General features: G+C 61.4%; 9 protein-coding genes. 1 reads left to right on the top strand and 8 read right to left on the bottom strand.

The genetic code is table 11. The features are described 5' to 3' along the window. Positions 1 to 28: 28 nt before the first annotated feature. Entirely contained in the window at positions 29 to 1,249 is a 1,221-nt protein-coding gene (gene arcA, locus I6L39_RS07670) for an arginine deiminase (protein ID WP_042078763.1), read from the bottom strand. 746 nt (positions 1,250 to 1,995) lie between these two features. Between arcA and I6L39_RS07665 the strand changes: the two genes are divergently transcribed. After that, on the top strand, positions 1,996 to 2,172 hold the full coding sequence (locus I6L39_RS07665; RefSeq protein WP_152551730.1) for a hypothetical protein: 177 nt from the start codon (positions 1,996 to 1,998) through the stop codon (positions 2,170 to 2,172). Between the two features lie 96 nt (positions 2,173 to 2,268). Here the strand turns inward: I6L39_RS07665 and I6L39_RS07660 are convergent, their stop codons facing one another. The 7 genes from I6L39_RS07660 to I6L39_RS07630 form a co-directional block, all read right to left on the bottom strand. Continuing rightward, a complete protein-coding gene (locus tag I6L39_RS07660; RefSeq protein ID WP_216991471.1) occupies positions 2,269 to 2,502 on the bottom strand; it encodes a hypothetical protein in 234 nt (77 codons plus the stop codon). A 444-nt stretch (positions 2,503 to 2,946) separates the two neighbouring features. Next, positions 2,947 to 4,680 (bottom strand): methyl-accepting chemotaxis protein, encoded by a 1,734-nt coding sequence (locus tag I6L39_RS07655; protein WP_216991470.1) that lies wholly within the window; start codon positions 4,678 to 4,680, stop codon positions 2,947 to 2,949. Between the two features lie 58 nt (positions 4,681 to 4,738). Beyond that, positions 4,739 to 5,749: a galactose/methyl galactoside ABC transporter permease MglC gene (mglC, locus tag I6L39_RS07650; protein WP_042078760.1), complete on the bottom strand. Its 1,011-nt coding sequence runs from the start codon at positions 5,747 to 5,749 to the stop codon at positions 4,739 to 4,741. Between the two features lie 15 nt (positions 5,750 to 5,764). Then, the gene (mglA, locus tag I6L39_RS07645) at positions 5,765 to 7,285 is read right to left on the bottom strand and encodes a galactose/methyl galactoside ABC transporter ATP-binding protein MglA (protein WP_042078758.1); all 1,521 of its coding nucleotides are present in this window, start codon (positions 7,283 to 7,285) and stop codon (positions 5,765 to 5,767) included. A gap of 52 nt (positions 7,286 to 7,337) precedes the next feature. After that, on the bottom strand, positions 7,338 to 8,324 hold the full coding sequence (gene mglB, locus I6L39_RS07640) for a galactose/glucose ABC transporter substrate-binding protein MglB (protein ID WP_042078757.1): 987 nt from the start codon (positions 8,322 to 8,324) through the stop codon (positions 7,338 to 7,340). Between the two features lie 218 nt (positions 8,325 to 8,542). Then, complete coding sequence (locus I6L39_RS07635) at positions 8,543 to 11,617, bottom strand: beta-galactosidase (protein WP_216991469.1); 3,075 nt, start codon at positions 11,615 to 11,617, stop codon at positions 8,543 to 8,545. A 520-nt stretch (positions 11,618 to 12,137) separates the two neighbouring features. Beyond that, a complete protein-coding gene (locus I6L39_RS07630; protein ID WP_216991468.1) occupies positions 12,138 to 13,142 on the bottom strand; it encodes a substrate-binding domain-containing protein in 1,005 nt (334 codons plus the stop codon). Between the last annotated feature and the right edge of the window lie 71 nt (positions 13,143 to 13,213).

Below are 13,213 nucleotides of genomic sequence, written 5' to 3'. Positions count from 1 at the left end.
CAGCCTCTGCCGGCGCCACGCCGTCTTGTCAGATGCCGTCACGTTCCATCGGGCAGCTCATGCAGCGGGCGCCGCCGCGACCACGTCCCAGCTCTTCACCCGGGATGGGCAGCACAGTGATGCCGGCCTTGTCGTACTTCTCGTTGGTGTAGGTGTTGCGCTCGTAACCCACCACCACGCCGGGGCGCACGGTCAGCACGTTGTTGGCGTCGTTCCACTGCTCGCGCTCGGCCTCGAAGCTGTCGCCGCCCGTGGTGATGAGCTTGAGCTGATCCACCCCCAGCGCCTTCTCGATGGCGGTGACGAAGTAACCCTCCTCCTTGATGTTCATGCCGGTGGCGCCACCCGGGGTCAGGCTCCAGCAGTTCACGTCCTTGCGGATGACTTCCGGATAGACGGAGAAGGTGTCTATGTCCATGTGGGTCATGACGGTGTCGAGGTGCATGCAGCTGCGGTGTTTCGGCAACTGCATGGCGATGACCTGCTTGGCTTGGCCGTGTTTGAACAGGCCGCGGGCCAGGTGTTCGACACCTTGCGGCGTGGTGCGCTCGGACATGCCGATGAGCACGGCGCCGCGGCCGATGACCAGGACGTCGCCCCCCTCAATGGTGGAGTTGTCGTAGTCGCGGTCTTCGTCACCGAAGTACTTGATGAAGTCCTGGCCGGCGAACTGCGGGTGCCAGCGGTAGATGGCCTTCACATGGTTGGTCTCGCGGCGACGGGCGGCCTTGGCCATGGGGTTGATGGAGACGCCGCCGTAGACCCAGCAGGAGGTGTCGCGGGTGAAGAGGTGGTTGGGCAGCGGCTCGATGATGAAATCGGTCGGGGCGTGCATGCCGACCACCATGTTGACGCCGCTGTAGGGCATCTCGGAGTAGGTCAGGCCGCCGGAGAGGATGCGGGCCAGCTCGCGGTGCGGCATGTCGGCCAGGAAGCAGCGCACGTCGTTGGCCAGCGCGGTGCCGAGGCGATAATCGGAGACCTGATGCTGCAGCAGCCAGGTTTTGGCTTCCGGTACATCCAGGGTTTCCGCCAGCAGGTTGGTCAGCAGGAAGACTTCGACATTCTGATCGCGCAGCACCTGAGCGAATTTGTCGTGCTCCTGACCGGCGCGTTCCACGGACAGGACGTCATCGAACAGCAGATCCTGGCAGTTGGAGGGGGTCAGACGCTTCAGACTGAGGTTGGGGCGGTGCAACATGACGCGGCGCAACTGGCCAACTTCAGAACCTACATAAAATTTGCTCATGATTATATTCCGTCTAGCAGTGGTCCCTGCGAGTGATTGAATAGATTCCTTCTATTCAGGCTCGTGGCTAAGGCGGGATATTCTTTATGTAGGGTATTCGGCTTATGTTCTATCCTGCCCTTGCCTTTCGACGCAGAGATTAGGACTGGAGGTCACATCAAACTTAGACATTGATCACATTCAACTCAGACTGCATAAATTCCGGAGTTAATTTATGACGGAGTGTACATAAACGATATTTGCCCCAGGGTCGCCATGGCATAAACAAGCAAAAAACGCCCGTAAAATCCCGGCAAGATGGCGTTTTCATTCATTTTTATTATCCACAAAGAGATATCCATTGCTTTAAAATCACTTGAAAATCAGCAAGATAAAATAATCCACTTCAGTTTTTGAATTTTTTATATCTCTCCATGAATTTATCGTCATTCACTCCCCTTGAGTGCACCACATAAATAGTCACTTTCGCCATTCCGGTTGAATAATCCATCTTTTGTTCCAGATCATGGCATTTGCGCCAGGTCGCACGGCAGGCTTCGCGCCCACGGCTTTCACGCCATGTCTTTTATATGGATATGCATTTTGGACGCATCCCGGCGGGGGTTTTCTCATCAGCGCCATTGCAGCCGGGATTCAAAGTTTTTTCATTAGTTGAATTTATTGCAGCGCCTTGCACCAACCCGTGGTTCGCCTTAACTCAGAAAGTGATCGGGATCACACGCTTTTCTGTCACCAAGGAGATAACCATGAAGATCAAGTCGCTGTTTCTGCTCGTCGCCCTGGTCCTGCCCATGGCCCCGGCCCTGGTCCACGCCCAGGGCGCCCCCGCCATGCCGCTGGTGGTATGCCATGTCGACCAGGCACCCCAGATGCTGGTGCCCGCCTACCTTTGCCAATGGTATGGCGGCAGCCAGCACCACTGATCCTCCCACCCACGTCCTCTCACCCAAGGGGGGATGCACTCCTCTTGGGTGATGCCATTCCCTCGTTCGCCCTCGCCCCCATCCAGACCCGTCGCTTCACTCCCCCGGGATTGCCATTTGGCCGACACCACGCCCCTGGATGTCGGCTCCCGCATGCGCCCATCTGCGATCGACACCGGTAGCGCCGACTTTTCTGAACCCCAGGTAAACGGCCTGTGAGACATTCGCCATTACATAAGTGAGTAAAACGCCATAAAAATTCTCGCCATAGTCGGAAGATAAGCGTGAAAAAACCACAAGCAACACTGACAACACAATGATTAATAACAAAATAATCTCTATATCATTTCGCGAGAAACGAGTTGAGAAAAAACGTTTTTCAACATGCCGTTGTCGCCCTGCGCGAAATCCTTATAGTTACTCCTGCACGGACGCAATGAAGTCGGTCAGGAAGACTGGCTGCCAGGGTTGGGCAAATGGACTCACCACAGGATGTGGTAAAGGACACCTCCCAGGACGGAGAAAGTGCGACGGGAAAGGATGACTCGTCAGGCCATGATGGCTAAAGGACACCCCAAAGGATTGGGAAGGGGAAACCTAAAGGAAGAGGTATAGTCAGGGATTGCAGGGAGCAACTTCGTTCAAGGATCTGAGCGATAAGACTATCGGGGGCGACGCGAGTCGCCCCCATCTTTTTTGGGCATTTTTCACTCCTGCCCGCTGATGGGTCACCCCGGCCACGGCGCTGTCGGCCAGGGTGTCCACGACCAGACCTTATTCCAGCCGGAAGTGCCCCACTATCTCCCTCAGCCTGTCATAGGTGCGCTGCATGGCGCTCGAGCTGTGCGCGGTCCGCTCCCCGTTGCCCTTGAGCTGGCTGATCACCTCGGCGATGGCGCTCATGTTGCGGTTGATCTCCTCGGCAACGGCACTCTGCTGCTCCGCCGCCGTGGCGATATGGCTGATGAGATCGTTGATCTCCACCACTTCCCCCGCCATCAGATCCAGCGACGCATTCACCTTGCTGGTGTTTTCCGCCGCATCCTGACAGCTCTGCCGGGTGTTGCCCATGGCGGTCACCACTGTCTGGGTGCCCCGCTGCAACCGGGTCAGCATGGTCTGGATCTCGGCTGTGCTCTTCTGGGTACGGCCTGCCAGGGAGCGCACCTCGTCCGCCACCACGGCGAAGCCACGCCCCTGTTCACCGGCCCTGGCCGCCTCGATGGCGGCGTTGAGGGCCAGCAGGTTGGTCTGTTCCGCGATGCCGCCGATGACCCCGAGGATGGAGCCGATCTGCTGCACATCCTGCTGCATGGCCTCGATGGAACGTGCCGTGGCTTCCACCTCGGTCACCAGGGCGGTCACGCTGGCCATGGCCTGATCCACCACCTGACGCGACTGGTTGGCCAGCTGCTGGCTCTGGCCGGTGAGCTGGGCCGTGCTGGCCGCACTCTCCGACACCGAGACGGCGGTGCGGCTCATCTCGTTGATGGCGGTGACCACCTGCTCCGTCTCCCGCACATGCTCGGCCAGCAGCCCCTGTGCCGAGCCCGTCTGCCTGGCGAGATCCGAAATCCCCTCGTTGAGCTGGCCACTGGCCTGCCGTACCTCCCCCATCATCTCCTGCAACTGCTCGATGAAGCGGTTGATGCCCGCCGAGATCTGGCCGAGATCGTCCTTGCTGGTCACCGTGAGACGGCGGGTCAGATCGCCGTTGCCCTGGGACAACTCCTGCACCAGGTCGCGCAGGGAGAGGATGGGTCTATAGGCCAGGTTGAGCGCCACCATGGAGATCACCAGCACCAGGGCCGCGACCCCGAGCAGGGCCAGGGTGATCTTGCGGTTGAGCGCCTGGGTCATGGCCCGGATGTAATCGAGGTCGATATAGCCGGTCAAGGTCCAGCTGCTGCCCCGGATATCCAGCGTGTTGGGACGGCTCTCTGTCTCTCCCCTGGGCTTGCTGCTGTAGAGCTCCCGGCCCTGGCTGTCGGTGAGGGAGAAGTAGCGCCCCTCCCCGCTCACCTTCTCCAGCAGCGTCTTGAACTCGCTCATGTCGAGGTAGTAGAGGTAGGCGGAATCGGCACCACGGGGTACCAGGATGGAGATCACCGGCTTGCCGTCCAGCTGCTCCAGCGGGCTGACGGTGATCTGGTTGTTGGCGGCGGGGATCTGTTTGCGCAGGGCCTCGACCCTGGCCTTGTCATCGATCACTCCGTTCACGTCGAATGCCATGTCGCCGATGATCTTGACGATGTTGTGAAAGCCGGTTTCCTGGAGGGCTTTCTTGACGCTGGTCACCCCGAGATTGAGGTTGGCGGCCAGCAACACCCTCTGGTTGATGTCTCCCGCCAGCTTCTCCCTGACCAGGGTTATCTGCTCGTTGATGTTCTGGGTGGCCTGGGTGCGGATGTACCCGCTGATGAAGTGGTTGACGCTGAACCAGGCGGTGCCGATGGTGGCCAGGATGGCGAGCAGCAGGAGGACGTTGATCTTGACTTTGAATGGCATGGGATGGGTCCCTCCAGAGAGAAAGGGCCGGAATTGCTCCAGCCCTCTCTGCCAATGCTTACTTCTTCTTGGCGTACTTCATGGAGTCCAGCGCGACCGCCAGAATGATGATGCCGCCCTTGATGATGAACTGCCAGTAAGGGCTGACCCCTATGTAGGTCAAACCATAGTTGATCAGCGTGAAGATAAGTACGCCGGTGATCACACCCGCGACAGTGCCCACACCGCCGGCGAACGACACCCCACCCACCACGCAGGCCGCGATGGCGTCGAGTTCATACATGAAGCCGAGGTTGTTGGTGGCGCTGCCGATGCGGCCCGCTTCCAGCATGCCGCCGAAGGCATAGAAGACACCGGCCAGGGCGTAGATGATCACCAGGTTGACGGCGACGTTGACGCCGGACACCTTGGCCGCCTCCGGGTTGCCGCCGATGGCGAAGATGTTCTTGCCGAAGCGGGTCTTGTTCCACAGCACCCAGACGAAGACGCTGGCGATGGCCGCATAGAAGGTCAGGTAGGAGAGCTTGAACCCGCCAATCCGGATGAACCCCTGGGCAAAGTTGGAGAAGCGGGGATCGAAGCCTGCCACCGGGGAGGCACCCACGGAGTCGAAGTACAGCGAGTTGATGCCGTAGACGATGATCATGGTGCCCAGGGTGGTGATGAAGGGCGTCACGTTCAGGTAGGCCACGATCAGGCCGTTGACCAGGCCGATCAGGGCCCCCACCACGCACACCAGCAGGATCACCGCGGGGATGGGCACTTCACCCAGAGTCGGGAATACCTTGTTGACGTTGGTCAGGGCCTGCAGCATGGTGGCCGCGATCAGCGCCGCCAGGCCGACCTGGCGACCGGCCGACAGGTCGGTGCCCTGGGTGATGATGATGCCCGCCACCCCGAGGGCGATGATGACCCGCACCGAGGACTGGGTCAGGATGTTGCTGAGGTTGGTGAGGCTGAGGAAGGAGGGCTCCTTGATCACGATGATCATGAGCAACACCAGCAGCACCACATAGATGCCGTTCTCTTTGAGCGCCTGCATCAGGTTGAAATTTTTAGCCGACTCCATAATGTCTTCCTGTCTTTATAGGTACAGAGATGCCAGGCGCAGGATCTCGCTCTGGTCAGTTTCTTTGGTGTTGACGATCCCGGCGACCCGGCCATTGCTCATGACCAGGATGCGATCGGTGATCCCGAGCAGTTCCGGCATCTCGGACGAGATGATGACGATGCCCTTGTCCTTCTTCGCCAGCTCCAGGATGAGCTGGTAGATCTCGAACTTGGCCCCCACGTCGATGCCGCGGGTCGGTTCGTCCAGCATCAGTATCTCCGGCTGGGTCAGCAGCCAGCGGCCGATGATCACCTTCTGCTGGTTGCCGCCGGACAAGGAGCCGATCTGGGTCTGCTGGGTCGGCGTCTTGACCCGCATGGAGTCGATGACCCACTGGGTATCGCTCTTCATCTTGTTGTCGCTGAGCAGCCCCATGGATCCCTTGTAGTTGTCCATGTTGGCGATCAGGGAGTTGAAGGCGATATCGAGACGGGAGTAAATCCCGGTGGAGCGGCGCTCTTCGGTGACCAGGGCGAAGCCATTCTGGATCGCCTCGTGGGCGTTGCGGTTGGCGACCTCCTTGCCGTGAAGCTTGATGCTCCCCTCGCTGTGCTCGCGAATGCCGAACAGGGTCTCCACGATGTCGGTGCGCTTGGCCCCCACCAGACCGGCGATGCCGAGGATCTCCCCCTTGTGCAGGTTGAAGGTCACGTCCTTGATGGAAGGCTGGTTCTTGGCCGTCAGGTGTTCGACCTCGAGGATCACTTCTTTCGGCTGGTTGGTTTTTTCCGGGAAACGCTGGGTGAGCTCGCGGCCGACCATCATGCCGATGATCTTGTCCATGGTGAGCCCTTCGAGGGACTGGGTCGCCACCCACTGGCCATCCCGCAATATGGTGATCTCGTCACAGAGCTGGAAGATCTCTTCCATCTTGTGGGAGATGTAGACGATGCCGCACCCCTTCTCCTTGAGCTTGTTGATGATCTTGAAGAGGTGGTTGACCTCCTTCTCGGTCAGGGAGGAGGTGGGTTCGTCCATGATGACGATCTTGGCGTCATAGGAGAATGCCTTGGCGATCTCGATCATCTGCATCTGGGAGACGGACAGCGTGCCGACCTTGACTCGCGGGTCTATGTCGATGTCCAGCTCTTCGAAGATGCGCTTGGTGTCGTCATACATCTTGCCGTGATCGATGAACCACCCCTTGGTGGGGTAGCGGCCGAGCCACATGTTGTCCATCACGGTGCGTTGCAGAACCAGGTTCAGCTCCTGGTGCACCATGGAGACACCGTTCTCCAGCGCCTCCTTGGACGAGGTGAAGTTGACCTCCTCGCCCTTGAAGAAGATCTTGCCCTGATCCTTCTCGTAGATGCCGAACAGGCACTTGAGCAGCGTGGACTTCCCTGCGCCATTCTCGCCCATCAACGCATGCACAGAATGAGGACGGACCCGTAAATTGACATTATCGAGTGCCTTGACGCCGGGAAAGCTCTTACTGACGTCAATCATCTCCAACAGCCATTCTGATTGTTGCCGTGTTGTCATATCAGCCATCACATCTGGTTGAAAAAAGGGCAAGGGATCTCCCTTGCCCTGGAGGTGGGAATTACTCGAATTGGGACAGGTTGTCTTTATCTACGCCCACGTAGGCAACACGCACGACCTTGTTGTCGATCTTCCAGTTGGTGCCTTCACCGGCCGGCTTGCCTTCCGCCAGGTTCTTGGTCAGTTCGAAGGTGGCCTTGGCCTGGTTGGCCGCATCGTTCAGCACTGTGCCCGCCATGGCGCCGCTCTTGACCATGGCCAGGGCTTCCGGCAGGGCGTCGACGCCGAACACCGGGATGGCGGTCTTGCCCTGGGCCTTCAGGGATTCAACAGCGCCCATTGCCATGCCGTCGTTGTTGGCGATGACCACTTCGATCTTGTTGGCGTTGGGGCCGGAGATCCAGGCATCCATCTTGTCCTTGGCCATGGCGGTATCCCACATACCGGTATCCATGTGCAGCTGCTCGGTCTTGACGCCGCCGTCGTTCAGGGTCTTGACGACGTAGGTGGTACGGGCTTCCGCATCCGGGTGGCCAGGCTCTCCCTTGAGCAGCACGAACTGGATGACGCCATCCTTGTTCAGATCCCACTCGGGATGGGCCTTCCAGTGCTTGGCGATCAGCTCGCCCTGGATGATGCCGGACTCCTTGGAGTCGGTCCCTACGTAGTAGGCCTTGTCGTAGCTGGCCAGATCGGCTGCGCTCGGTTCCTTGTTGTAGAACACCACGGGGATCTCGTCCGCACGGGCTTTCTCGATCACGACAGGGGCCGCCGCCGGGTCGACCAGGTTGATGGCCAGCGCCTTCACGCCCTTGGCCAGCAATACGTCGATCTGGTCGTTCTGCTTGGACTGGTCATTCTGGGAGTCGTTCATCAGCAGCTCCACGCCGGGATTGGCTGCCGCTTCCTTCTCGATGGCCTTGCGCACCACGGCCATGAAGTTGTCGTCATACTTGTAGACGGTGACACCGATACGGGTATCGGCCTGGGCTTGGGCTCCCGCCATCAGTCCCATCAGCAAGGTGGCAACTGTCGTGAGTTTTTTCATTGTTATGCTCCGATCTCTATCTGTTTTTGTAGGGAATGCTGTACACCATGTGAACTGGCGCCAGCCTAATGTAATCAGTTTGTTGTGTGACGGTCTGTGATCATGGCAACAAAATGAAAACGTTTACACTCTGTTACATAGAAGCAATATTGTTAAAAATTAAATAGTTATGTAAGTTAAGGCCTCTTTCGAGGCCTCTCCATGAAAGACTAGCCCATCTAGCGCAAAATGCAGTGCCAGCTGTAACTTCCCGGCAACAACCAGAATTCTGGCCGCACGCTCTGGCTCCAGGAGTCATCGCCTCCCACCCCCATGTGGAAGCCATCGAGGCAGAGGTGCACTCCCCCTTCGGCCACCAGATCGGTCTGGTGACGCGCCAGGGCGAGCTGTTGCTGGCTGTAACGGCTGACGCTGAAGTGGAAGTGCCCCTCCACCTCCAGCTCTCCCAGCCGCAGCTGGCGGGTATCGCAGCGCAGGCCGTTGTCGGTCGGGAACACATACGCGGTGTGCAGCGCATCGAGCGACGACTGCCAGCGACCGAGGTCGGCGGCCAGCAGGCGGTCCGGGTAGTTCTCGTGGGGGCCGCGCCCCAGCCAGCTCACCTCGCCATTCCCGGCGACCTCGTCGGCCAGCCAGAGCCTGGCCCCGATGCGGGGCAGGGAGGGCATGTCGGCAGCGATCTCCACCTCGATCTCCAGCGCCATGGCGCCATCATCACCAAACCTGTGGTGCCAGCGGGTCAGCACCTTCGGCTCGTCGCCCACGAAGTAGCCGTGGCGTACCGTGACTAGCCCCTGCGCCGGGTTCGCCTCCAGGCCGAGGCAGCGATGGCTCAAATCGTTCAGTCCGGCCTCCTGCCAGCGGGCAATCCAGGCATTGGGATCGGCGTGATCCGCCTCGCTGGTGCCAATGTCATTGTCGAGCGGCGCCCGGTAGAAGTGATCGCAGATCGCCTCCCGCAACTGTTCGCGTCCCCGCTTGCGCCAGCTCAGGATGCGGCCGCTGGCCTTGTCCAACCGCCATTCGGTGCCACCCGCCGTGACCAGCCATCGATCGGATTGCTCTTGCAAGCTGGCGGGGGCAGAGAGGCCGGGCAGCGCCAGCGGCGTGGGCAGCATGAATTGCTGGCGTGCCACCTCGTGGCCCGCCCCGGCCCAGGGGGTGGCGGCCGGCTGCACTATGGCGAGCTCCAGCCAGGCGAGGGAGCCTGCCGTGAAGGCCGGCAGCCGATCCAGCAGGGTCAGCGTCACGCTGGCCTGGGGCGCCAGGTCGAGCAGGCATTCTCCCTGGCTCAACGCCACGCCGTCCTCGCACAGCCGCCACCGCAAGACTTCGTTGTCCGTGGGGCGGAACAGATATTCGCTGTGGATCACCACCGTCAGCGGCTGCCGCTCGATCAGCGTCAGCGCGAACGGCTGCTGGGCCCGCTTGGCCTCGAACAGGGAGGGATGGGGGGTGCGATCCGGGAACAGCAGGCCGTTGCAGCAGAACTGGCGATCGTTCGGGGCGTCGCCGAAGTCGCCGCCGTAGGCCCAGAAGTGGCGACCCTCGTCTGTCTGCTTGTCCAGCCCCTGATCCACCCAATCCCAGACGAAGCCGCCCTGCAGGCGGGGATGATCGCGAAACGCCTGCCAGTAGTGGGCATACCCCCCCAGGCTGTTGCCCATGGCGTGGGCGTACTCGCACAGGATCAGCGGCCGGGTCTCTCCTGGCAGGCCGATCCACTTGCCGAGCGCCCACTTGGGCACCGCCGGGAAGGGTTGATCCTGGTGGGTGCGGGCATACATGGGGCAGATGATGTCGGTGGCCGGGGTGTCGGCCCCGCCCCCCTCGTACTGCACGGGGCGGCTCGGATCGCTCCCCTTGACCCAGCGATACATGGCGTCGTGGGCCGGGCCGTAGCCGGACTCGTTGCCCAGGGACCAGATGATGATGCTGGGGTGGTTGAAGTCCCGGGCCACCATGCGAGTGACCCGCTCGAGGAAGGCGGTGCTCCAGGCGGGATCCCGCGCCAGCCGCCCCATGGGGGTCATGCCGTGAGTCTCCAGGTTCGCCTCGTCCACCACGTAGAGGCCCAGCCGGTCGCACAGGCGATAGAGCTCGGGGTGGTTGGGATAGTGGGAGCAGCGCACCGCGTTGAAGTTGTGCCGCTTCATCAGCAGCAGATCCTGCTCCATGTCGGCAGGCGTAACCGCGTGTCCCGTGGCGGGATGGTGCTCGTGGCGGTTGGCGCCGCGGATCACCAGGGGTTGGCCGTTGACCCGCAGCAGGCCGCCACGGATCTCCACCGCACGAAAGCCCACGTCATAAGCCTCGCTCTCGATGGGCGCCCCCTGCTCGTCCAGCAGGGTCAGGGTCAGACGATAAAGATGGGGCGTCTCGGCGCTCCACTTGTGTGGCGCCGCCACCGCCAGCCACAGCTCGGCACGGTCGTCGTAAACCCCTTTTTCGTCGATGGCGCCGGTGCCGAGCGGCTGGCGTCGCTCGGCGATCAGCGTCTCACCGAAATAGAGCCTGGCCTCCACCGCCAGGCCGCTGCCCTCATTGACCTGCAGATCGACCTTGAGGCGGGCATCCCGGTAGCAGGCGTCAAGCTCGGGCGTCACCCGGATATCCATCAGATGACGGGCCGGTTTGTGCAGCAGGCTCACGGAGCGGAAGATGCCGCTCATGCGCCACATGTCCTGATCCTCCAGATAGGAGCCGTCGGACCAGCGCAGCACCAGGGCGGCGAGCCGGTTGGATCCGGCCTGAAGGAAGGGGCTCAGATCGAATTCGGCGGGCAGCCGGCTGTCCTGGGAGTAGCCGACCCAGCGGCCGTTGCAGAACAGGTGGAAGGCACTGTCCACCCCGTCGAAGATGACTCGGGTCTGGCCGCCGGCCAGCCAGTCGGCGGGCAGTGCGAACTCGCGAGAGTAGCAGCCGGTGGGATTCTCGGCGGGCACCCTGGGCGGATCGCAGGGGAAGGGATACTTGATGTTGGTGTAGATGGGCACGTCGGTCGCAGGCCGCAACCCTGGGTAGGCCGCATCCAGCTGCCAGTTGCCGGGTACCCGGATGGCCGTCGCGTCGGGCAGATCCTCGTTCACCCAGCGCTCGGGCACCTGCTCGGGGGCACCGAAGAAAGAAAAACGCCACTCGCCGTCGAGCAGCATGCGGGAAGGCGAAGGAAGCCCGACTCGCGCCTCGGCCTCGCTGCGCCAACTGGACAAGGGGGTATGGGTGGGCAGACGATTCACCGACGTAATCGCCTGGGTCTGCCAGTCCTGACGGGCCACTATCTCCCTGAGCATGCTTCTCTCTCCCTGCATGAGCGCTGAAAACCATTGCAGTGTAGGGAAGTTTTGACCGGCGATCGGCGATCTCGCTCACACAGATGTAAACGATTACACTTATTTTGTTAAGTAAAGCGGAGTAAAAATCGGATAAATAGGGGTAAAGGGCCGCCACACCGGGGCGTCGGCAGCCAGTCGGGCCGAGTGGCGTACCGCAGGTGCACAGGCTTCGCTGGCACACGGCGGGGCCAGGGCGCTGGCTGGCAGGGGTGGAAGCCCATGCAGCCGCGGTTCCACGGGCCGGAGACGGCATAGAAGCGCACCCGGCCCTGAGGGTTCAGCGATGCTGATGATGGCGCAGAGACTAGGGTAGATGGCGGCTGTGACCCCATCTTAGGCGCGCCAAAGCGCTGTCGCCGCGGTGAGAGCTGTCGCAGCCCGGACGCAGCGATGGACGCGGGATGGAGGAGTCAGCCCCCGCCTGCGCTGGTGCAGACGCAGGGGACGGCCCCGTCACAGGTGAAATGGGCGGGAAGGATCAGGGCCTGACGGGGGCGACCGAGTGACGGTTGATCAGGGTCGGAGTGTAGATGCGGCTCTGCACCGACTCGCTCTCCCCCGCGGCGAGCTGCAATGCCAGCTTGGCCGCCTGCGCCGCCATCAGCTCGATGGGATAGCGCATGGTGGAGAGCTTGGGCCGCAAGTATCTGGCATAGATGATGTCATCGAACCCCACCACCGAGACCTCCTCCGGCACCTTGAAGCCGTTGTCCGCCAGCACCGAGATGGCCCCCGCCGCCATGGCATCGTTGTAGGCCACCACCGCCGTGATGGGCAGCCCCTTGGCCAGCAGGTTGAGCATGGCGCGCTCCCCACCCTCCTCATTGGGCATGCCGCTCTCCACCAGCTCGGGATCGGCGCTCAATCCCGCCTCGGCCAGGGCGTCCTGATAGCCTTGATGGCGCAGCAAGGCATCCTCGATGGCGTGATCCGAGCTCAGGAAGGCGATGTGGCGATGGCCCAGCTCCAGCAGATGGCGGGTCGCGGTCGCGGCCCCCTGACGGTTGTTGAGGGCGATGCAGCGCCCCCGCAGGCTCGGGATGTCGCGGTTGATCAGCACCATGCCGGGGGCCCGCAGGGCATAGTCGATGAGTTCCTCGTCACCGAGCGCCTTGCTGTGCACCACCAGCGCCTCGCAACGCTTGCCGATCAGCAGCTCGATCGCTGCCCGCTCCTGCTGGGCTCGGTGAAAACCATTACCCATCAGGAGGTGCAACCCCTGCTCGACCGCCACCGTCGCCACCCCCTTGACCAGGGCACCGAAGAAGGGATCGGCCACGTCGCCCACCACCACCCCCATGGTGTCGCAGGTCTGGCTGACCAGGGCCCGGGCGTTGGCGTTGGGGGTGTAGCCCAGTTCGGCCATGGCCTTCAGCACCACCTCGCGGGAGGCGGCGCTGGCCTTGGGTGAATTGTTCATCACCCGTGAAACCGTTGCCACCGACACATTGGCCAAACGGGCGACATCCTTGATGGTGCTCATGCTGTTTTCACTTATTTCACGGTTCGATATGACGCATTATACCGGGCAATGTCCCTGATAACAGGGGAAAA

This window comes from Aeromonas sp. FDAARGOS 1409 (genome assembly GCF_019048705.1).
Lineage (GTDB): Bacteria > Pseudomonadota > Gammaproteobacteria > Enterobacterales > Aeromonadaceae > Aeromonas > Aeromonas sanarellii.
The sequence above is the reverse complement of the archived record's forward strand: the minus strand, read 5'-3'. Positions and strand labels throughout refer to the sequence as shown.

Excerpts from the sequence above, each read along its gene's own strand:
- arcA (WP_042078763.1), bottom strand. The coding sequence starts at position 1,249 with ATGAGCAAATTTTATGTAGGTTCTGAAGTTGGCCAGTTGCGCCGCGTC.
- I6L39_RS07665 (WP_152551730.1), top strand. The coding sequence starts at position 1,996 with ATGAAGATCAAGTCGCTGTTTCTGCTCGTCGCCCTGGTCCTGCCCATG.
- I6L39_RS07655 (WP_216991470.1), bottom strand. The coding sequence starts at position 4,680 with ATGCCATTCAAAGTCAAGATCAACGTCCTCCTGCTGCTCGCCATCCTG.
- mglC (WP_042078760.1), bottom strand. The coding sequence starts at position 5,749 with ATGGAGTCGGCTAAAAATTTCAACCTGATGCAGGCGCTCAAAGAGAAC.
- mglA (WP_042078758.1), bottom strand. The coding sequence starts at position 7,285 with ATGGCTGATATGACAACACGGCAACAATCAGAATGGCTGTTGGAGATG.
- mglB (WP_042078757.1), bottom strand. The coding sequence starts at position 8,324 with ATGAAAAAACTCACGACAGTTGCCACCTTGCTGATGGGACTGATGGCG.
- I6L39_RS07635 (WP_216991469.1), bottom strand. The coding sequence starts at position 11,617 with ATGCTCAGGGAGATAGTGGCCCGTCAGGACTGGCAGACCCAGGCGATT.
- I6L39_RS07630 (WP_216991468.1), bottom strand. The coding sequence starts at position 13,142 with ATGAGCACCATCAAGGATGTCGCCCGTTTGGCCAATGTGTCGGTGGCA.